The 20,784-nt window shown below is 61.3% G+C and carries 16 protein-coding genes and 1 riboswitch; of the genes, 13 read left to right on the top strand and 3 right to left on the bottom strand.

Features of this window, described 5'->3' with window-relative positions; translation table 11 throughout:
• Positions 1-23 precede the first annotated feature (23 nt).
• Positions 24-1,301, top strand: coding sequence for a lipid IV(A) 3-deoxy-D-manno-octulosonic acid transferase (waaA, locus tag CWC48_RS07970; protein WP_100491631.1), 1,278 nt, complete (start codon positions 24-26; stop codon positions 1,299-1,301).
• Positions 1,302-1,421: 120 nt separating this feature from the next.
• Here waaA and CWC48_RS07965 read toward each other — a convergent pair whose 3' ends face one another.
• On the bottom strand, positions 1,422-2,861 hold the full coding sequence (locus tag CWC48_RS07965) for a TolC family outer membrane protein (RefSeq protein ID WP_100491630.1): 1,440 nt from the start codon (positions 2,859-2,861) through the stop codon (positions 1,422-1,424).
• Positions 2,862-3,057: 196 nt separating this feature from the next.
• Positions 3,058-3,163: riboswitch (TPP riboswitch) on the top strand.
• A 148-nt stretch (positions 3,164-3,311) separates the two neighbouring features.
• Here CWC48_RS07965 and thiC point away from each other — a divergent pair.
• Both thiC and cytX read left to right on the top strand, forming a co-directional pair.
• Complete coding sequence (gene thiC, locus CWC48_RS07960; RefSeq protein WP_078046580.1) at positions 3,312-5,216, top strand: phosphomethylpyrimidine synthase ThiC; 1,905 nt, start codon at positions 3,312-3,314, stop codon at positions 5,214-5,216.
• Positions 5,217-5,356: 140 nt separating this feature from the next.
• Positions 5,357-6,646 carry a putative hydroxymethylpyrimidine transporter CytX gene (cytX, locus tag CWC48_RS07955; RefSeq protein ID WP_100491629.1) on the top strand — a complete coding sequence of 430 codons (1,290 nt, stop codon included), beginning with the start codon at positions 5,357-5,359 and terminating at the stop codon, positions 6,644-6,646.
• Here the strand turns inward: cytX and CWC48_RS07950 are convergent.
• Positions 6,615-7,361 (bottom strand): RsiV family protein, encoded by a 747-nt coding sequence (locus CWC48_RS07950; RefSeq protein ID WP_078046582.1) that lies wholly within the window; start codon positions 7,359-7,361, stop codon positions 6,615-6,617. The genes cytX and CWC48_RS07950 overlap by 32 nt on opposite strands.
• Positions 7,362-7,554: 193 nt before the next feature.
• Between CWC48_RS07950 and CWC48_RS07945 the strand changes: the two genes are divergently transcribed.
• From CWC48_RS07945 to CWC48_RS07910, 8 genes are all read left to right on the top strand, one after another.
• The gene (locus CWC48_RS07945; RefSeq protein WP_078046583.1) at positions 7,555-8,172 is read left to right on the top strand and encodes an NUDIX domain-containing protein; all 618 of its coding nucleotides are present in this window, start codon (positions 7,555-7,557) and stop codon (positions 8,170-8,172) included.
• Positions 8,163-8,612, top strand: a complete 450-nt coding sequence (locus CWC48_RS07940) for a DUF1249 domain-containing protein (protein WP_012721893.1) — start codon at positions 8,163-8,165, stop codon at positions 8,610-8,612. The genes CWC48_RS07945 and CWC48_RS07940 overlap by 10 nt, the downstream gene beginning before the upstream one ends.
• Before the next feature lie 97 nt (positions 8,613-8,709).
• Entirely contained in the window at positions 8,710-9,525 is an 816-nt protein-coding gene (cpdA, locus tag CWC48_RS07935; RefSeq protein WP_100491628.1) for a 3',5'-cyclic-AMP phosphodiesterase, read from the top strand.
• 205 nt (positions 9,526-9,730) lie between these two features.
• Complete coding sequence (locus CWC48_RS07930; protein ID WP_078046585.1) at positions 9,731-10,339, top strand: YqiA/YcfP family alpha/beta fold hydrolase; 609 nt, start codon at positions 9,731-9,733, stop codon at positions 10,337-10,339.
• Between the two features lie 45 nt (positions 10,340-10,384).
• Positions 10,385-12,292, top strand: a complete 1,908-nt coding sequence (gene parE / locus CWC48_RS07925; protein ID WP_078046586.1) for a DNA topoisomerase IV subunit B — start codon at positions 10,385-10,387, stop codon at positions 12,290-12,292.
• The gene (locus tag CWC48_RS07920; protein ID WP_078046587.1) at positions 12,292-13,287 is read left to right on the top strand and encodes an esterase-like activity of phytase family protein; all 996 of its coding nucleotides are present in this window, start codon (positions 12,292-12,294) and stop codon (positions 13,285-13,287) included. Before parE ends, CWC48_RS07920 begins: the two co-directional genes overlap by 1 nt.
• Before the next feature lie 73 nt (positions 13,288-13,360).
• A complete protein-coding gene (gene parC / locus CWC48_RS07915) occupies positions 13,361-15,625 on the top strand; it encodes a DNA topoisomerase IV subunit A (protein WP_078046588.1) in 2,265 nt (754 codons plus the stop codon).
• Positions 15,626-15,801: 176 nt separating this feature from the next.
• Positions 15,802-16,512, top strand: a complete 711-nt coding sequence (locus tag CWC48_RS07910) for a membrane integrity-associated transporter subunit PqiC (RefSeq protein ID WP_177409478.1) — start codon at positions 15,802-15,804, stop codon at positions 16,510-16,512.
• Between the two features lie 113 nt (positions 16,513-16,625).
• On the opposite strand, the gene CWC48_RS07905 is transcribed toward CWC48_RS07910, so the two are convergent.
• Positions 16,626-18,128: an AhpA/YtjB family protein gene (locus CWC48_RS07905; protein ID WP_078046590.1), complete on the bottom strand. Its 1,503-nt coding sequence runs from the start codon at positions 18,126-18,128 to the stop codon at positions 16,626-16,628.
• A 133-nt stretch (positions 18,129-18,261) separates the two neighbouring features.
• Between CWC48_RS07905 and serB the strand changes: the two genes are divergently transcribed.
• Entirely contained in the window at positions 18,262-19,476 is a 1,215-nt protein-coding gene (serB, locus tag CWC48_RS07900; RefSeq protein WP_100491627.1) for a phosphoserine phosphatase SerB, read from the top strand.
• A gap of 311 nt (positions 19,477-19,787) precedes the next feature.
• Positions 19,788-20,720, top strand: a complete 933-nt coding sequence (locus CWC48_RS07895; protein ID WP_100490184.1) for a transposase — start codon at positions 19,788-19,790, stop codon at positions 20,718-20,720.
• Positions 20,721-20,784 lie beyond the last annotated feature (64 nt).

Raw genomic sequence — 20,784 nt, 5'->3', positions numbered from 1 at the left:
AAAAGCCGATAAACTCCGCCGCCATGAATAGAACTCTCTACAGCTGTCTGTTTTACCTGGCGCTGCCCTTGGTGGCTTTACGTCTGTGGCTGCGCGCGCGCAAGGCGCCGGCCTATGCCAAGCGCGTCAGCGAGCGCTTCTCCTATGGCCTGCCGGTGATGCAGCCGGGCGGGATCTGGGTGCATGCCGTGTCCGTGGGCGAGAGCATTGCCGCCGCGCCAATGGTGCGCGGGCTGCTGGCGCGCTATCCAACGTTGCCGATCACCGTTACCTGCATGACGCCGACTGGTTCCGAGCGCATCCAGGCGTTGTTTGCCAATGAGCCTCGCGTCCAGCACTGCTACTTGCCGTATGACTTGCCGTGCGCCGCCAAGCGCTTCCTTGATCGCGTGCAGCCCAAGCTGGCGGTGATCATGGAAACCGAGTTATGGCCCAACCATATCCACGCCTGCGCCCAGCGCGGGATCCCGGTGGCACTGGCCAATGCACGGTTGTCGGCACGTTCGGCCAAGGGCTACGCGCGCTTTGCCAAGTTGACGGCGCCGATGCTGTCGCAAATGAGCCTGTTCGCCGTACAGACCCAGACCGAAGCCCAGCGCTTCCTGAGCCTCGGTGCTCGGCCGGAAACCGTCGAAGTCACCGGCTCAATCAAGTTCGACCTGACCATCGATCCCCAGTTACCGGTACGCGCTGCCGCATTGCGCGAGCAGTGGGGCGCCAGTGAGCGTCCGGTGTGGATCGCCGCCAGTACTCATGAAGGTGAAGATGAGGTGGTGCTGGCAGCCCATCGTCAATTGCTCGACAGCTATCCAAACGCGCTGCTGATCCTGGTGCCGCGTCACCAGGAACGTTTCGGCCCGATGTTCGAACTGTGCACGCAGCAGGGCTTTGCCACGGTGCGTCGCTCCAGCGGCGAGCCCGTCACTGCGCAGACGTCGGTGTTGCTCGGCGACACCATGGGCGAATTGCTGTTTCTCTACGCGTTGGCCGACAGCGCCTTTGTGGGCGGCAGCCTGGTGGCGACCGGTGGGCATAATCCGCTGGAACCGGCAGCGTTGGCATTGCCGGTGATCATGGGCCCGCACGTGTTCAACTTCCTCGAAATCACCGCGATGATGCGTGAGGCGGGTGCGTTGCGAGAGGTGGATGACGCTGAAGGATTGGCCGAAGCCGTGCGCCAGTTGTTCGAACTGCCCCAGGATGCCCGCAAGATGGCACAGGCGGGGCTCAAGGTGATGCAGGCCAACCAGGGCGCGCTGAAGCGTTTGCTGGAGGGTTTGGGCCGATTGCTAAACCACTGACAACACAAATCAAATGGGGGAGCGGGCTTGCTCGCGAATACGGTGTATCAGTACCGGATGTACTGGCTGACACACCGCATTCGCGAGCAAGCCCGCTCCCAAATGGGTTTTGCAGTGTTATCAATTATTCGGGCGGGCCTTGAGCTGTTCGGCCGCAGCCTTGGCCAAATCCGGTGGCAGGAAGTCCTTATCCGGGTTGTAGTCAGCCTTGAGGTAGCGCGCCAGGTCCTGCAGGTCCCCTGGATTCAAGGTGCCCGCCGCTTGCTTCAAGCGCAGGTTGTCGAGAATGTAGTCGTAGCGGCTGTTGTTGTAGTTGCGCACCGACGCATAGAGCTGGCGCTGTGAATCCAGCACATCGACGATGTTGCGCGTCCCCACCTGATAACCGATTTCCGTGGCTTCCACCGCGCTCTGGTTGGAGATGATCGACTGGCGGCGCGCCTGTACCTGTTCCACATCGGTGTTCACCGCGCGGTGCAGGTTACGGGTGTTTTCCACCACCTGGCGGCGCAGGCCTTCGCGTTGCTGCTCGGTCTGGCCCAGGCGCGAGTAGGACTCACGCACTTGGGAGCTGGTCAGCCCGCCGCTGTAGATCGGGATGTTCAGGCGCAGGCCGATGGTGCGTTGTTCCACATCGCCGCGATAGGGCGTGCCAAAGGCATTCGGGTTGCTGAAGCCGAGGGCGTCGTTATCGCCTTTTTCATATTGCGCCACTGCGTCGAGCGTCGGCGCATGCCCGGCCTTGCGTTGCTTGAGGGTTTCTTCGGCGGCGGTGACGGCGTAGTTGCTGGCGAGCAGGTTCAGGTTCTGGCGGCCGGCGGTTTCAACCCAGGCCTTGGCGTCGTTCGGCAGCGGTGGCAGCACCGGCAGCGTGTGGACAATGCCCTGGATCGAGTTGTACTGGCGGTTGGTCAGGGTGATCAGCGCTTCAAAGGCGTCTTCGACTTGGCGCTGGGCCAGGATCCGGTTGGCGCGCGCAGTGTCGTAGCTGGCCTGGGATTGCAGCACGTCGGTCTTGTCCGACAGGCCCACGTCGAAGCGCTCGTTGGACTGGTCCAGTTGGCGCTTGAAGGCGTTTTCTTCGGCCTTGGTCGAGGCCAGGTTGTCCTGGGCACGCAGCACGGCAAAGTAGCTTTCGGCGCTTTGCAGGATCAGGTTCTGTTCGGTGGCCGACAGTTGCAGCGCGGCCTGTTCGTTGGTGGCCTCGGCCGCCTGCAGCTGGAACCAGCGGTCGGCACGGAACAGCGGCTGGCTCAGCGTAGCGCGCCAGGAGTGCGCATCGCGGTTGGCGGTGGCGGCGGGCGTGTCGATCTGGGTGCGCACGTTGTTGATATCGGCACCGCCCGACAGGTTGGGCAGCAACCCGGCACGGGCCTGGGGCACTACTTCTTTTTGCGCGCCGTACTGGGCACGGGCAGCGGCCAGGTCGGCGTTGTTGTCCACCGCTTCTTGGTAGACGCTGACCAAATCAGTTTTGGCGGACAAGGGCGCTTCTGCTGCCCAGACCATTCCGTTGGTCGCACAAGACACGGCGAGAGCCAGTGAAAGTTTGCGCAGCATGAGGCGATCCCTAGTTTTAATATTACGGTGATAATTTAGCGCCCAAGGCTAAGGCGGGCCATGCCTGGCGTCAAGCATTGTGGCGGCAACCGAGTGTAGTGGCGCTGACTCGGCGCAACAATCCCGCAATCACGCCATTCATCACGCTGAATGCACCGCTATTGGCAATTTGCCCACGGCATGGTCTAGACTGGCCGCGTTCTTGTCGGGGTGCCTTGTTGGAAGGCTGAGATCGGTAAATACCGGATCCCGTTGAACCTGATCAGGTTAGCGCCTGCGTAGGGAACAAGATTTCTCGTCACCCGGCGAGTCCTCTTGTGCTTCGTCCGGGATGCTGTTCGACAATCGAACAGCCCTCGTGCGCCAAGCACAGCACTGGTTTCAGTGCGTCCATCCGTCACAGGTTCGCTCCGACAAAAATCCACCGCCTGGATAGTTGGAGAGCCCGTGATGAGCACAGAAATAAAAAGTACAAAATTCAAAAACACCGTGCACCTGAGTGAATCGGCCAAGGTTGACTCCGGCTCCGTGCAGCCGTTTACCCGCTCGCAAAAAATCTACGTGCAGGGCACTCGCCCGGACATCCGCGTGCCGATGCGCGAAATCAGCCTGGATGTGACCCCCACCGACTTCGGCGGTGAAATCAACGCTCCCGTTGTGGTCTATGACACCTCCGGCCCGTACACCGACCCTAACGTCATCATCGACGTGCGCAAAGGCCTTGGCGATGTGCGCTCGCCGTGGATCGAAGTGCGTAACGACACCGAGCGCTTGCCAGGCCTCAGCTCCCACTTCGGCCAGCAGCGCTTGAGCGATGCCGAACTCACCGCGCTGCGCTTCGCCCACGTGAAAAACCCGCGCCGTGCCAAGGCCGGCGCCAACGTCACCCAAATGCATTACGCGCGCAAAGGCATCATCACCGCCGAGATGGAATACGTCGCCATCCGCGAAAACATGAAGCTTGAAGAAGCCCGCGCCAGTGGCCTGCTCGACCAGCAACACGCCGGCCACAGCTTCGGCGCCAGCGTGCCGAAGGTCATCACGCCTGAATTCGTGCGCGAAGAAATCGCCCGTGGCCGCGCGATCATCCCGGCCAACATCAACCATACCGAACTGGAACCGATGATCATCGGCCGTAACTTCCTGGTGAAGATCAACGGCAACATCGGCAACAGCGCCCTGGGTTCGTCCATCGAAGAAGAAGTGGCGAAACTCACCTGGGGCATTCGCTGGGGTTCGGACACCGTGATGGACTTGTCCACCGGCAAGCACATCCATGAAACCCGCGAGTGGATCATCCGCAACTCGCCGGTGCCGATTGGTACCGTGCCGATCTACCAGGCCCTGGAAAAAGTCGGCGGCGCCGCCGAGGACCTGACCTGGGAGCTGTTCCGCGACACCCTGATCGAACAGGCGGAGCAGGGCGTCGACTACTTCACCATCCACGCCGGCGTGTTGCTGCGCTACGTGCCGCTGACCGCCAAGCGCGTCACCGGCATCGTGTCCCGTGGCGGCTCGATCATGGCCAAGTGGTGCCTGGCACACCACAAAGAAAACTTCACCTACACGCATTTCGACGAAATCTGCGAAATCATGAAGGCCTACGACGTCAGCTTCTCCCTCGGTGATGGCCTGCGCCCGGGCTCGATTGCCGACGCCAACGACGCCGCGCAATTTGGCGAGTTGGAAACCCTCGGCGAATTGACCAAGACCGCCTGGAAGCACGACGTGCAAACCATGATCGAAGGCCCCGGCCACGTGCCGATGCAGTTGATCAAGGAGAACATGGACAAGCAGCTCGAGTGCTGCGACGAAGCGCCGTTCTACACCCTCGGCCCACTGACCACCGACATCGCGCCGGGCTACGACCACATCACCTCCGGCATCGGTGCGGCGATGATCGGCTGGTTCGGTTGCGCCATGCTTTGCTACGTCACGCCCAAGGAACACTTGGGCCTGCCGAACAAGGATGACGTGAAGACCGGGATCATCACCTACAAGATCGCTGCCCATGCGGCGGACCTCGCCAAAGGCCATCCGGGCGCGCAGATCCGCGATAACGCGCTGAGCAAGGCGCGCTTCGAGTTCCGCTGGGAAGACCAGTTCAACCTTGGCCTGGACCCGGACACCGCGCGTTCCTATCACGACGAAACCCTGCCGAAGGACTCAGCCAAGGTCGCGCATTTCTGCTCGATGTGCGGGCCGAAGTTCTGCTCGATGAAAATCACCCAGGAAGTGCGTGAGTACGCGGCCAACCAACGCATTGAAGCGGTGGACGTGGACGTGGCCAAGGGCTTGGCCGAGCAGGCGGAGCGGTTCAAGCAGGAAGGTAGCCAGCTGTACAAGAAGGTCTGATCCAGAGGCGGCGGTGACTGTGCCGCCGCCATCGCGGGCAAGCCCGGCTCCCACATTTGAAATGCATTCCGGTGTGGGACCCGGGCTTGCCCGCGATAGCGATCTGCCAAACATCAAAGTGTCCCTCAGAGATAACACCCTTGAGCATTCAACCCAGCACCTACTCCCCAGACATCGCGGTTCCCGCTGACAAACGCGTCTTCGGTGCCCGCGACCTGTTCTCCCTGTGGTTCTCCCTCGGCATCGGCCTGATGGTCCTGCAAACCGGCGCCTTGCTCGCACCGGGCCTGGGCTTGTCCGGGTCGTTGCTGGCGATTTTCCTCGGCACCCTGGTCGGCGTGCTGTTGCTGGCTGCCGTCGGCGTGATCGGCAGCGACACCGGCCTGTCCGCCATGGCCGCGCTCAAGCTCAGCCTGGGGGGCAAGGGCGCCAGCCTGCCGGCGCTGCTCAACCTGCTGCAGCTGATCGGCTGGGGCTCGTTTGAAATCATTGTGATGCGCGACGCGGCCAGCCTGTTGGGCGCACGGGCCTTCAGTGACGGCAGCTTGTTGGCCAGCCCTTTGCTGTGGACCCTGTTCTTCGGCGGCCTGGCGACCTTGCTGGCCGTCAGCGGCCCACTGACCTTTGTGCGCCAGATCCTGCGCAAATGGGGGATCTGGCTGCTGCTCGCCGCCTGCCTGTGGCTGACCTGGAACCTGTTCGCCAAAGCCGACCTCGCCGCACTCTGGGCCCAGGCCGGTGACGGCTCTATGCCGTTCGCGGTGGGCTTTGACATTGCCATCGCCATGCCGTTGTCGTGGTTGCCGCTGATTGCCGACTACTCACGCTTCGGCAAACGCGCGAAAAACGTGTTCGGCGGCACCGCCCTGGGCTTCTTTATCGGTAACTTCTGGCTGATGAGCCTGGGCGTGGCCTACACCCTGGCATTCGCGCCGAGCGGTGAGGTAAATGCGCTTTTGCTGGCTTTGGCCGGTGCGGGCCTGGGTATTCCGCTGCTGCTGATCCTGTTGGACGAATCAGAAAACGCCTTCGCCGATATCCACTCGGCGGCAGTGTCGAGCGGGATCCTGTTGCGCTTGAAGGTCGAGCACCTGGCCCTGGCCATCGGCGTCATCTGCACCCTGATCGCCTGTTTTGCGCCGTTGGCGCAATACCAGAATTTCCTGCTGCTGATCGGCTCGGTGTTTGCGCCGTTGTTTGGCGTGGTGCTGGTGGATCACTTCATTCTGCGCCATCGTAGGGCAGGTGCAGTAGCCAGTCTGCGCTGGCCGGCATTGGTCGCCTGGCTGGGCGGTATCGCGACATACCACCTGCTGGCCAATCTGTATCCGGACGTCGGCGCGACCCTGCCGGCTTTGGTGCTGGCAGGGGTGTTGCAACTCATCCTGGGCCGGGCCTTCAGCGGCGCGCGGGCACCAGTTCAGGCTTGAGAATGCCGTCCAGGCGCGAGTAGGGAATCTGCAACTCGACGTGGCCCAAGGCATACGGCGCAATGGTGGTGGTGGGGTACTTGAGGATCACGCCACCGTAGGTGAGCGCCACGTTAGGGGTTTTCTGGAAAGGGTACTGTTTCACGTACTCCGGTTCCAGGCTCAGGCGGGTGCTGATCAGCCAGCTGTTGTGCGCCACTTGGGCGGCTTTCCAGAACGCGTCTTCCTTGCCGGGCAACAGCATATCGGTCAGGGTCAGGGCCTTTTGCTGCTGGCGTGAGTAGTTGATGAAGGCGCGGCCCGGCTCGCCGTGGGTGGCGCCCTGGTCCAGGTAGCTGGACAACTCGATGATCACCAAGCCGTCATGCTGTTCGCGTACCTTGGCCTGCAAGTACATGCTGTTGCGCGGTGCGGCAGTGCGCAGGAACTGCTCGCGGTAGGTGTCGAGGCTGGTCGGCAGCGGGTCGTTCGAGTTGGTGCTGGTCATTTCCAGCAGGCGCTGTTCGATCAGCGCGTCGAGCTTGGGCTCCTTGGCAAAGTGCACCGTGTCGATATTCACCAGCGGGCAATCAGCGCTGGCGCAGCCCGGCTTGCTTTGCTCGGTGGCGTCGCGAGTGGCTTCCAGCGGGGCCTTGTAGCTCGGTTGGAACAGGCTCTGGCAAGCGCCGAGGGTCAATGCGATGCAGGCCACGGAGGCGATTTTTAAAAGCGACATGTAAGTCCTTCGTCTATCGATAAGAGCGAAATTTGTGGAGCTTCGACTGCCAGCACGGCAGTCAGTTCGCCACTAAGCTGATTAGAGTGTGTTTGACGCCCGCCGTCTATCCCGGCAACTGGAAAGGGGCTGCGCCAAGGTGCAGGAGCGCGTTAGGATGGCGCCCATTGCGCAGGCTTAACGAGGATGGGACATGACGGACTTTGCAAAATCGAAGCCGAGCAAAATCGAAATTGTTCAGCGCGAGAATGCCTACAAGGGCTTCTACAAGCTTGATCGCATGCAACTGCGCCACGAAAAGTTCGATGGCGGCATGAGCCGGGTGATCAATCGTGAAATCTTCGTTCGCCACGACGCCGTGTGTGTGTTGCCCTACGACCCGCAGCGCGATGAAGTGGTGTTGAACGAGCAATTTCGCGTCGGCGCCATGGGCCGTACCGACAACCCCTGGCTGATCGAGATGGTCGCGGGCCTGATCGACAAGGATGAGCAACCGGAGGAGGTTGCACACCGCGAAGCCGAGGAGGAAGCTGGGCTGACATTCTCGGCACTGTGGCCGATCACCCAATATTTCCCGTCACCCGGCGGCAGTACAGAATACGTGCACTTGTACCTGGGCCGCTGCGACAGCGCCGGTGTAGGTGGCGTCCATGGATTGGAAGAAGAAGCTGAAGATATCCGCGTCACCGTATGGGCCTTCGAAGATGCCCTGCAAGCGGTGCGTGACGGCAAAATTTCCAATGCAGCCAGCATCATCGCCCTGCAATGGCTTGCGCTTAATCGCGCAGAAGTGAGGGGGTTATGGCAGTAAAGGCACGGGAACGTTATCGAGTCGACCTGATCGGGCTGCAAGCAGCCTGCGAGGCCAATTACGCGCGGTTGATGCGCCTGCTCCCCGATATGCGCCACGCCCCGGAGGCGCGGCGCATCGGTGTGACCCACGGCGACCAGATGCTCGGCGTGCTGGCCCTGGAGGTCATCGTCAACTGCCCCTACACCACTACCCTGCGTGTGCGTCAGGAACACAGCTTGCCGTGGCTGCCAGTGCCGCAACTGGAGGTGCAGGTCTACCACGACGCGCGAATGGCCGAAGTGATCAGCGCCGAACATGCGCGGCGCTTTCGCAGCATCTATCCTTACCCCAACGTGTTCATGCACCAGCCCGATGAGAAAGCACAGCTCAATGTGTTCCTCGGTGAATGGTTGAGCCACTGCCTGGCCCTGGGCCATGAGTTCGAAGCTGTGCGGTAGATGTGAACTGCGTCTGCTTCCTGGGTTTCCTCTTTGCGTCCTGCCCCAGCATAATCACGCCAAACGTCCATTCCTGTGATTGCCTTGGGAGAGCGCCTTGCCGAGCGTATCCACCGTGAGCCCCGATGCGCCGGCATTGCTGGTGCAACTGTCCGACAGCCATTTGTTCGCCGAGGCCGACGGCACGCTGCTGGGCATGAACACCCGTGAAAGCCTGCAGCGCGTGATCGAGTTGGTGAGCGCGCAACAGCCGCGCATTGATCTGGTACTGGCCACGGGGGACCTGTCCCAGGACGGCACGCTTGAGTCGTACCAGCAATTTCGCGACATGACCGCGCCCATGGGGGCACCGACGCGCTGGATCCCCGGTAATCACGACGAACCGCAGATCATGGCCCGCGCCGCCGTGCACAGTGACCTGCTGGAACCGGTGGTCGATATCGGCAACTGGCGCGTCACCCTGCTGGACTCCGCTGTACCAGGCTCCGTGCCGGGCTACCTGCAGGATCAACAACTGCAACTGCTCGCCCAGGCCCTGAGCGAAGCACCGAACCGGCATCATCTGGTGTGCTTCCATCATCATCCCGTGCCTATCGGGTGCGCCTGGATGGAGCCCATTGGCCTGCGCAATCCTGATGCTTTGTTTGCTGTGCTCGACCGGTTCCCACAGGTGCGGGCGGTACTCTGGGGCCACGTGCACCAGGAAATCGACCGCGAGCGCAACGGCGTGCGCTTGCTGGCGTCGCCGTCCACCTGCATCCAGTTCGCGCCGGGCAGCGAAGATTTCAAGGTCAGCGAGCAAGCGCCGGGTTATCGCTGGCTGCGCCTGCATGCCGACGGACGGTTGGAGACTGGGGTGGAGCGGGTCCAGGGTTTCACCTTTACCGTCGATTACGGCAGCAACGGCTATTAAAACCTGTAAACGCTGATCAAAGTGTGGGAGCTGGCTTGCCGGCGATGGCAGTGTGCCAGTCTATAAATGTGTGATGGATACACCGCCATCGCCGGTAAGCCAGCTCCCACAGTGGGTCTTCTGTGTCCTTTGGATTGAGTGCATCACACACGGCTTCGATCCCTGTAAACTGCGCCTTTTTTGGCGCAAGCATGGAGAGCCCGGCATGTCCGCTTCGATCCTGTATATCCACGGTTTCAACAGTGCGCCGGCGTCCAATAAGGCCAGCCAACTGATCACCGTGATGGACGCTCTCGGCATGGCCGACCAATTGCGCGTTCCGGCCCTGCATCACCATCCCCGTCAGGCGATTCCTCAGTTGGAAGCGGCTATCGCTGAACTGGGGCGGCCACTGCTGGTCGGCAGCTCACTCGGCGGCTACTATGCAACCCATCTTGCCGAACGCCATGGCCTCAAGGCGTTGCTGGTGAACCCGGCGGTCAGCCCTCATCGGATGTTCGACGGTTACCTGGGCACCCAGAAGAACCTCTACACCGATGAAACCTGGGAACTGACCCACGACCACGTCGCGGCGCTGGCCGAGCTGGAAGTGCCGGCGCCCCAGGATGCCGCGCGGTATCAGGTGTGGTTGCAGACCGGGGATGAAACCCTGGACTATCGCCTCGCCCAGCAGTACTACCGGGCCTGTGCCTTGCGCATCCAGGCCGGGGGCGACCATGGTTACCAGGGGTTCGCCCAGCAATTGCCGGCCATGTTGAGCTTTGCCGGCATTGGCGCAGATCAGTATCAATCCTTCGATTTTTCTTCATTGTAAGAATCGCAGGTCACTTTTTAATCGAACGACTCACGACGAGACCCCATGGCCACTCCCAGCGCTAGCTCTTATAACGCCGACGCCATCGAAGTCCTCTCGGGCCTCGACCCGGTGCGCAAACGCCCCGGCATGTACACCGACACCAGTCGGCCGAACCACCTTGCCCAGGAAGTCATCGACAACAGCGTCGACGAAGCCTTGGCCGGGCACGCCAAGTCGGTGCATGTCATTCTCCACGCAGACCATTCCCTGGAAGTGTCCGACGATGGTCGTGGCATGCCGGTGGACATCCACCCCGAAGAGGGCGTGCCGGGCGTCGAGCTGATCCTCACCAAGCTGCACGCCGGTGGCAAGTTCTCCAACAAGAACTACCAATTCTCCGGTGGCCTGCACGGTGTGGGTATTTCCGTGGTCAACGCCCTGTCCACGCTGGTACGGGTGAAGGTCAAGCGCGACGGCAACGAGTACCAGATGACCTTCGCCGATGGCTACAAAGCCACCGACCTGGAAGTGATCGGCACCGTTGGCAAGCGCAACACCGGCACCAGCGTGTACTTCGCCCCGGACCCGAAATACTTCGATTCGCCAAAATTCTCCATCAGCCGCCTCAAGCACGTGCTCAAGGCCAAGGCCGTGCTGTGCCCAGGCCTGCTGGTGACTTTTGAAGACAAAGGCACCGGTGAGAAGGTCGAATGGCACTACGAAGATGGCCTGCGCTCGTACCTGGAAGATTCCGTCAGCGAGTTCGAACGCCTGCCCAACGAGCCGTTCTGCGGCAGCCTGGCCGGTAATAAAGAAGCCGTGGACTGGGCGCTGTTGTGGTTGCCCGAAGGCGGCGACAGCGTGCAGGAAAGCTACGTCAACCTGATCCCCACGGCCCAGGGCGGCACGCACGTCAACGGTTTGCGCCAGGGCTTGCTGGATGCCATGCGTGAATTCTGCGAATACCGCAGCCTGCTGCCGCGCGGCGTGAAGCTGGCGCCGGAAGACGTGTGGGAGCGCATCGCGTTCGTGCTGTCGATGAAGATGCAGGAGCCGCAGTTCTCCGGCCAGACCAAGGAACGCCTGTCGTCCCGTGAAGCGGCGGCGTTTGTCTCCGGCGTGGTCAAGGACGCGTTCAGCCTGTGGCTCAACGAACACCCAGAATTAGGCCTGGCCCTGGCTGAACTGGCGATCAACAACGCTGGTCGTCGCCTGAAGGCCAGCAAGAAAGTCGAGCGCAAGCGCATCACCCAGGGCCCGGCATTGCCCGGCAAGCTGGCCGATTGCGCCGGGCAGGACCCGATGCGCTCAGAGCTGTTCCTGGTGGAAGGGGACTCCGCCGGCGGTTCCGCCAAGCAAGCGCGGGACAAGGAATTCCAGGCGATCCTGCCGTTGCGGGGCAAGATCCTCAACACTTGGGAAGTCGATGGCAGCGAAGTCCTGGCCAGCCAGGAGGTGCACAACATCGCCGTGGCCATTGGCGTTGACCCAGGTGCGGCGGACATGAGCCAGCTGCGCTACGGCAAGATCTGCATCCTCGCCGACGCCGACTCCGACGGCTTGCACATCGCCACGCTGCTGTGTGCGCTGTTCGTCCAGCACTTCCGCCCGTTGGTGGATGCCGGTCACGTCTACGTCGCCATGCCACCGCTGTACCGTATCGACATGGGCAAAGAGATTTACTACGCCCTGGACGACGCCGAGCGTGATGGCATCCTCGACCGCCTGGTGGCCGAGAAGAAACGCGGCAAGCCACAGGTCACGCGATTCAAAGGCCTGGGTGAAATGAACCCGCCACAACTGCGCGAAACCACCATGGACCCGAACACGCGTCGCCTGGTGCAGTTGACGCTGGGCGAAGACTTCGCCGAAACCTCGGAAATGATGGACATGCTGTTGGCGAAGAAACGCGCGCCGGACCGCAAGTCCTGGCTGGAATCCAAAGGCAACCTGGCCGAGGTCCTGGGCTGATGCGCACAGGTTTCGCCCTGGCGATCCTGATGTTGAGCGGGTGGGTGGCCACCGAGGTGGTTGCCGCACCCGTGGCTGAGCTAAAGCGGGTGTCCGAGCATCCGGTGGACGGCATGCGCGGCGGTAACCTGTCGGGGCTGGCACTGTGTGGCAACGACTTGTGGACGGTCTCCGACCGCGATGACGACCAGATCTACCGCCTGGATATCAGCGCGCCGACCTGGCAGGCCGAAGCCGTGAAGATCGACGTGCCGCCGGTGCCTGAATCCGGGCTGCCGTGGGGGTTGCGTTCGCGCACCAAGGCCGCCTCGTTCATTCGCGGTGGCGACCTGGACTTTGAAGGCATCACCTGCGACGCCGCCGGTAACCGCTATATTGTCAGCGAGGCCCATGCGGCGGTGCTGCAAGTGCCGGTCACGGGCGCGCCTGAGTGGTTGAAAATCGACCCAGGCATGGTGCGTGAAGCGCGGGCCAGCGGCATGTTGCTGCACTTCAATGCGTTGTTTGAAGGCCTGGCGATCAACCCGCAAGGCAATCAGATTTGGTTGGCGGCCGAGCGTGAGCGGCGCGGGCTGATTTCGATCAAGCGTCCGCAAAGCCTGTGGGGCTGTGACGGTCCCTGCGTATTGCTGAGTGAGGCCGGCCAGGAAATGCAGCCGGCCAAGTTCACCGATGCCAAGGCCGTGTCCAAGGACTTCGCCGACCTGGCGCTGTTCAACGGCAAACTGTTTACCCTGGAGCGCAATGCGTTCCAGATTTGCCGGCGTGATGCGGTCACCGCCAAGGTCGAGCTGTGCTGGTCGTTTGCCGACGAGACGCTGACACCCGAGCGGCGTTATCCCCAGCCCTATGGCCTGGCAGAAGCCCTGGTGGTGGATGCCGAGGGTGCCTGGCTGGGCATCGACAATAATTTCGGCCCGCGTGCCGATGGTGAAAAACGCCCCGTGGTCTATCGTTTCGCCGCCCCTGCCGGTGGCTGGAGCGCCCAGCCATGAGCCCCTGTTTTTTTGAATTGACCCGGTGCAACGGCAGTTCCGTTGCGCCATACCAGACCATGATGAGGCCCGCATGAGTGACATCCTCGCAGACAGCTTAGATGGCGTAGAACGCCGGTCGCTGGCTGACTTCACCGAAAATGCCTACCTCAACTACTCCATGTACGTGATCATGGACCGTGCCTTGCCGCATATCGGCGACGGCCTGAAGCCCGTACAACGGCGCATCATCTACGCCATGAGTGAGTTGGGCCTGGACGCTGATTCCAAGCACAAGAAGTCGGCGCGAACCGTCGGTGACGTGCTCGGTAAGTTCCACCCCCACGGCGATTCGGCGTGCTACGAAGCCATGGTGCTGATGGCCCAGCCGTTCAGCTATCGCTACACGTTGGTGGACGGCCAGGGTAACTGGGGTGCGCCGGATGATCCCAAGTCGTTCGCCGCCATGCGTTATACCGAAGCCCGCCTGTCGCGGTATTCGGAAGTGCTGCTCAGCGAATTGGGCCAGGGCACCGCGAACTGGGGCCCGAACTTTGACGGCACCCTCGAAGAACCCCTGGTGTTGCCGGCACGTTTGCCGAACATCCTGCTCAATGGCACCACCGGTATTGCCGTGGGCATGGCCACCGACGTACCGCCGCACAACCTGCGCGAAGTCGCCAGCGCTTGCGTACGCCTGCTGGATGAGCCGAAAGCCACGGTCGAACAGCTCTGCGAGCATATCCAGGGCCCGGACTACCCGACCGAAGCGGAAATCATCACGCCGCGTGCCGACCTGCTGAAAATGTACGAAACCGGCAAGGGCTCGGTGCGCATGCGTGCCGTGTACCACGTCGAAGATGGCGACATTATTGTCACCGCGCTGCCGCACCAGGTATCGGGCGCCAAAGTGCTGGAGCAAATCGCCGCGCTGATGCAGGCCAAACCGTCGAAACTGCCGCAAGTTGCCGACCTGCGTGACGAGTCCGACCACGAAAACCCGTGCCGCATCGTGATCATCCCGACCAACAGCCGGGTCGATCACGAAGTGCTGATGCAGCACCTCTTTGCCAGCACGGACCTGGAGTCCAGCTACCGGGTCAACGTCAATATCATTGGCCTGGATGGCAAACCGCAGCTGAAAAACCTGCGCAACCTGCTGGTGGAGTGGCTGGAGTTCCGCGTGCAGACCGTGCGTCGCCGCCTGCAATTCCGCCTCGACAAGGTCGAGCGCCGCTTGCACCTGTTGGACGGCTTGTTGATCGCCTACCTCAACCTGGATGAAGTGATCCACATCATTCGTACCGCCGAGCACCCGAAAGCCGAGCTGATCGCGCGTTTCGAGCTCAGCGAGATCCAGGCGGACTACATCCTCGACACCCGCTTGCGCCAATTGGCACGACTGGAAGAAATGAAGCTGCGCGACGAACAGGACGCGCTGCTCAAGGAACAAGCCAAGCTGCAAGCGTTGCTGGGCAGCGAGGCCAAGCTCAAGAAGCTGGTGCGCAGCGAGCTGATCAAAGACGCCGAAACCTATGGCGACGACCGTCGCTCGCCGATCGTCGAGCGCGCTGAGGCGAAAGCGCTGACCGAGACCGAACTGCTGCCGAACGAGAAAATTACCGTCGTTCTGTCGGAAAAGGGTTGGGTTCGTTCCGCCAAGGGGCATGATATTGACGCCACTGGTTTGTCGTATAAGGCGGGTGACGGGTTCAAGACCGCCGCCGCCGGGCGTTCCAACCAGTTTGCGGTGTTTATTGACTCCACTGGGCGCAGTTATTCGGTGCCGGCGCACACCTTGCCGTCTGCACGAGGGCAGGGCGAGCCATTGACCGGGCGCCTGACGCCGCCGCCAGGGGCGAATTTCGAGTGCGTGCTGCTGCCGGACGATGATGCGCTGTACGTGATCGCCTCCGACGCGGGCTACGGGTTTGTGGTGAAAGGTGAAGACCTGCAGGCCAAGAACAAGGCCGGCAAGGCCTTGCTGAGCTTGCCGAACAACGCCAAGGTGATCCTGCCGCGGCCGGTGGACGACCGTGAGAGCAACTGGCTGGCGTCGGTCACCACCGAAGGTCGCTTGCTGGTGTTCAAAATCAGCGACCTGCCGCAGTTGGGTAAAGGCAAAGGCAACAAGATCATTGGTATTCCTGGCGAGCGCGTGGCCAGTCGCGAAGAGTACGTGACCGATATCGCGGTAATCCCGGAAGGCGCGACGTTGGTGCTTCAGGCCGGTAAACGTACCCTGTCGTTGCGTCCTGACGACCTTGAGCATTACAAGGGTGAGCGCGGTCGGCGTGGTAACAAATTGCCTCGTGGCTTCCAGCGCGTGGATGCTTTGTTGGTGGAAACGCCGGTTTAACGCGTATTAGAGCCCTCGATCTACGATTTAACCCGTAGATCGACGCTTTGGCGCTGGAGTCATGGCGCATATTCACGGATGATATGGCCTTTCCAGCGCCGGCGTGGCCGAGCGTGTTTAGGTTATTTTTAGTATTACATTGTGGTTCGCCTTGTGGCAGCCACCTGGATGGGATGATGACTGCTCCACGCCTTCCTTTTATTTTCATGCTCGCTGGCCTCTTGGGGCTGGCGGGTTGCAGCACACACCAGCCGGTGTCGCTGTACCAGCTGGACAGCGGAAGTCCGGCTCAGCCAGCACAAACCGCTGGCATGGCGGTTTTGCTGGGTCCGGTAGTCGTGGCTGACTACCTGCAACGTGAAACCCTCCTGCAACGTCAGAATGACGGCAGCCTGCAAGGTTCCACCGATGGTCGTTGGGCGGGCAGCTTGTCCTCCGACATCAACCAGTTGATGTTGCGCCAGGTGGCAGGCCAGTTGGACAGCCAGCGCGTAGTGCTGGCGCCCGCACCGACCGGCTTCACCCCGGATGTGCAGGTGTTGCTGACCATCACCCGGCTTGATTCAGGTGCGTCGCAACCGGCGATCCTCGATGCACAATGGCGTTTGATCGACCGTCGCGGCCAGGTGCGTGATAACCGTATCGTGCACTTGCAGGAACAACACACCGGCACCACCGCGTCCCAGGTCCAGGCCCAGGGCGTGTTGTTGCAGCATCTGGCTCAGCAGTTGTCGGTGGCGCTCAAACCTTTGGCCAACCAGCCGCCGATTGCCGAGGCACCCCGCAAGCAGAGCGCTCCGGCGCAGGCCAAGCCGGCAGAGCCGCGGAAGCCGAAAATGCCGATGGCCACGCCGATCCGTACGGATATGGAAGTATTCAGGTTCTGATCTGAATGGCAGACAAACAAAAGGCCCGCTGAATCAGCGGGCCTTTTTCGTTGGCTTGAAACCTACCCCCTGTAGGAGCCGGCTTGCCGGCGATCCCTACAGAGGGGCGGTGATCAGCCCTTGGTGCGGGTCTCATGCATCCGCGCCAACTGCCGCTCCAGCATCGAGGGGTACGGCTCCATCAAACGCTCCACACAACTGGCACCCTCGGGGCTGGCAATCGGGCGGATACGCGCGCGCTGGCGGATCAGCGTGTCTTCACTGATCTTGCGCTCCACCAGCAGCAGGTTGCGGCTGTGTTGCGACAGGGCCAGGGCATCCTGGGCAATCTCGGTGAGCAACAGGTCGATCTGGCTCATGCCGAACAAATCGTCGCCGACCGTCAGGCCCAGCTGCAATTGCAGGGTGATGCCGCTGTCCGCGACTTCGATCTGCAATTCATGGCCCAGGGCGCGCAGCAGCTCGCCGCAGCAAATGGCATTGGTCAGGTAGTCTTCGCCGCTGTCTTCGCTGTGGAACAGCATCAGCGTGCTGCCATCGTTCAGAGTATGCAGCTCGCCCTGGTACAGCGATGCGGCCTGGTCGAGGCAGTCACGATAGCGTTCCAGTAGCTCGGTCAGGCGTGCGCGCGGCAGGCGGCGCAGTTGGTCCTGGGCACCCATTTGCACCGCCAGTACGGCGCTGAACTGGGGCTCGGTGCTCTTCACCGGCGCCGGTTTGGCGGCAACGGCCGGCGCGCCGGCCGAGGTGTCGCGCAGGTCGGCAAAGGGGTCTTCGTCGTCCAGCTCGTCCTCTTCGGCCTTGAACGCCTGGCGGGTGGCAGGCTTCAGGCCCGCCACCGGAGCGTCTCGCACTTCAAACTCGGGCTCGTCGTCGTAGTCGGCGTCGAACTCAGGCTCGGGCTCCACTTCGCGCACAACCGGTTCCGGGGCGAAACTGGCGTGAAGCTGGCGCGCCAGGTCGCCGATCTCATCCTGGCGGTCGGTGGCCGGGGTGTGTTCGTCAATGTCCCGCAGCCAGATGCGCAGTTGCATCAAGGGCGTAGAGATATGCCGACCCAGGCGCAAACTCAAGGCCAGGGCCAATGCCAGCAGGATCGCGCTGAGGATGCCCATGCTTTGTAGACTGATGGTCATCGGCTGCTGGAATTGCTGCATATCCAGGCTGATGCGCAGTTGGCCGGCCTTCACATCCTGAAACGTAATGTTGCTCTGGTAGAGGCCTTCGGCTTCACCCAGCAGGCCGTTTTTCGGGCGCTGCCCGGCTTCGGCCATGATCCGGTTGTCCACGCTGTAGATGGCGGCGTGGGCCACCAGCGGGTTCTTGGTCAGGTTGTTGAGCAGCACGTTGAGGCTGAGGATGTCATTGGACACCAACAACTCAGTCGCCGAGGTGGCGGTCTGGGTGGTCAAGCTCTCGCCCAGGGCGTCGGCTTGCTCGTGCATGGCCTGCTTGAACTGCAAACCCATCACGCAGGCGTAGATCACCAGGGCCAGGGCGACCAGGATCACGTTATGGCTGGCGATGCGTAATGCGATCGGTACACGGCGGTGGCGCAGTGCCCGGAAGATCAGCAGGAAGAAATTATCGGTTTTTACTGGCGTGGGCCGGTTCACTTGCGCTCGGCTCTTGGTCCGTGAAGTTGACGCGCAGTATAGCGACAGCCCTAGGACCGGCAAAGCGCTGGCTGTGCCCGATGGTCACTGAAAGTGGGTAGAATGCGGTTTTTTTCCAGCCTGGGGGTGCGCCTTGCGCGAAATTGTCCTGATTAACATCACTGGTGAAGACCGCCCGGGTCTTACTGCGGCTATTACGGGAGTGCTGGCCCAGGGTGGTGTGAACATTCTCGACATCGGCCAGGCGGTGATCCACGACACCCTGTCGTTCGGCATCCTGGTCGAGATCCCGAGCACGGAACAGGCGTCTTCGGTACTCAAGGACATCCTGTTTACGGCGTACAAGCTGGACCAGCAAGTGCGTTTTACGCCAGTGTCCGAAGAGGATTACCAGCAATGGGTCGCGGGCCAGGACAAAAAACGCCACATCGTGACGCTGCTGACCCGCAAGGTCACTGCTGAGCAACTGCAGCGCGTCAGCTCCATCACCGCGCAATATGGCCTGAACATCGACCACATCGACCGTCTGTCGGGTCGCATGCCGCTGGACACGCCGGCCGACAAGGGCAAGGGCTGCATCGAGTTCTCCGTGCGCGGTGAACCGGCCGACCCACAAGCCTTGCGTGCCGAGTTCCTCAGCGTGGCCCAGGAGCTGAACGTCGATATCGCCTTCCAGGAAGATTCGCTGTTCCGTCGCAACCGTCGCCTGGCGGTGTTCGACATGGACTCCACGCTGATCGAAGCCGAAGTCATCGACGAGCTGGCCAAGGCTGCCGGCGTAGGCGAGCAGGTTTCCGAGATTACCGAGCGCGCCATGGCCGGTGAACTCGACTTCCGCGCCAGCTTCAAAGAGCGCCTTGCGCTGCTCAAGGGCCTGGACGTGAGCGTGCTGGACTCCATCGGCGCCTCCCTGCGCCTCACCGAAGGTGCCGAAACCCTGTTCGCCGAACTCAAGCGCCTGGGCTACAAGACTGCCATCCTGTCTGGCGGCTTCACCTACTTCGCCAAGCAATTGCAGGCCAAGCTGGGTATCGACTATGTGTTCGCCAATGAGCTGGAAGTGGTGGATGGCAAGGTGACCGGCGTGGCCGTGGAGCCGATTGTCGACGCGCAGCGCAAGGCGGACCTGTTGAAGGAGTTGGCCCACAAGGAGGGGTTGCGCCTGGAGCAGACCATTGCGGTCGGCGACGGTGCGAATGACTTGCCGATGCTGGCAATTGCCGGGTTGGGTGTTGCGTTCCGTGCCAAGCCGTTGGTGAAGCAGTCGGCCAAGCAGGCGATTTCGACGCTGGGGCTCGATGGCGTGCTGTATCTGCTGGGCTTCCGCGACCGCGACTGCCAGCTCTAGGTAGAAACACGGTAAATAAAGGTGGGAGCGGGCTTGCTTGCGAATGCGGTAGTTCAGTCACTGATCTGTCGACTGATGCTCCGTATTCGCGAGCAAGCCCGCTTGTGTCTTGAGACAGGATTAAGCTGAAGGTGAGAGGGTGAGTGGCAAGCTGAATGCCCGAAGTGCTTAAAGCACGTGTGGGAGCCCATGCTGCCACTCACTTCTCCGCTCTGGACATGAGCCCGAACAGTTGAACGAGCCCACCTCGAACAGTTACAAGCGTGGGCCAAGCCAGAGCGCTCTCACTTTGAGTGTAAGAGGGTTTGGCTATGTTTTCCTATCCAGCAGGCATTGATGTTTCCAAGGACAGCCTTGAGGCTCGAGTTAATCTGATTGACGTTGGGGTAAGTTGCGCTAACGCCGAAGATGATTTCCCTGGGTTGATTGGGTGGCTATTGCTTCACCAGGTCGGTCGCGTGCTGTTGGAGGCCACTGGCGGTTACGAGCGCAAAGTCATGAAGGCGCTCCAGGCTGCGGGCCTCAACGTCATCTGCATCAATCCCCGTCGAGCCAAGAGTTTTTCCACTGCGATGGGCCAACAAGCCAAAACCGACCCGATAGATGCAAAGTCCCTTGCACAGTTCGCAGCGGTACTCGACTCGCCAAACAGCCGAATCACCAGCCCGAAACATGACGAGTTGCGCGCGTTAGTCCAACAGCGAGAAAACTTTATTCAGCAGAGAGACGATGACAAAAGGCGCCTGAAAACGGCCTCATGCGACGTAGTAAAACCAGCGTTGCAGAGTCATATCGACTACCTGATCAAGGCTGTGAACGCGATAGACCAGTTGATTCGTCAAAGCGCCAACGTGTTAGATCGCGAAAAAGTCGAACGCCTGTGTTCAGTTAAGGGGATCGGGCTCGTTACGGCGGCTAGCCTTATGGCATACCTGCCGGAGTTGGGTGAGGTTGGCAAGCGTCCGATCGCTGCCCTAGCGGGCCTCGCGCCGTATAACAACGACAGTGGGAAGCACATAGGCGCGCGTCACATTCGTGGCGGAAGGTTTTCCGCACGTCGCTCGCTATACATGGCCTGCTGGGTCGTCATTCGGGACCAGCCTGAATTCCAGGCACGCTATAAAGCACTGCGTGGCAAAGGAAAATGCGCAAAAGTTGCGCTAATCGCATGCATGCGTGTTTTGTTAATCCGGCTGAACGCAATGCTGCGTGATAGGACTGAATGGAAAGAACACGCTGCCTAAATCGGCAGCGATGTGTCGTTGAAGGTCACACGGCTTGAAGCTGTGGGAGTTTGGCTGTCTTTGA

It is taken from the genome of Pseudomonas sp. S10E 269, from assembly GCF_002798465.1.
In the GTDB taxonomy this organism is placed as follows: domain Bacteria; phylum Pseudomonadota; class Gammaproteobacteria; order Pseudomonadales; family Pseudomonadaceae; genus Aquipseudomonas; species Aquipseudomonas pergaminensis.
Note: the sequence above shows the minus strand (reverse complement) of the source record. Positions and strands in the feature narration are given on the sequence as shown.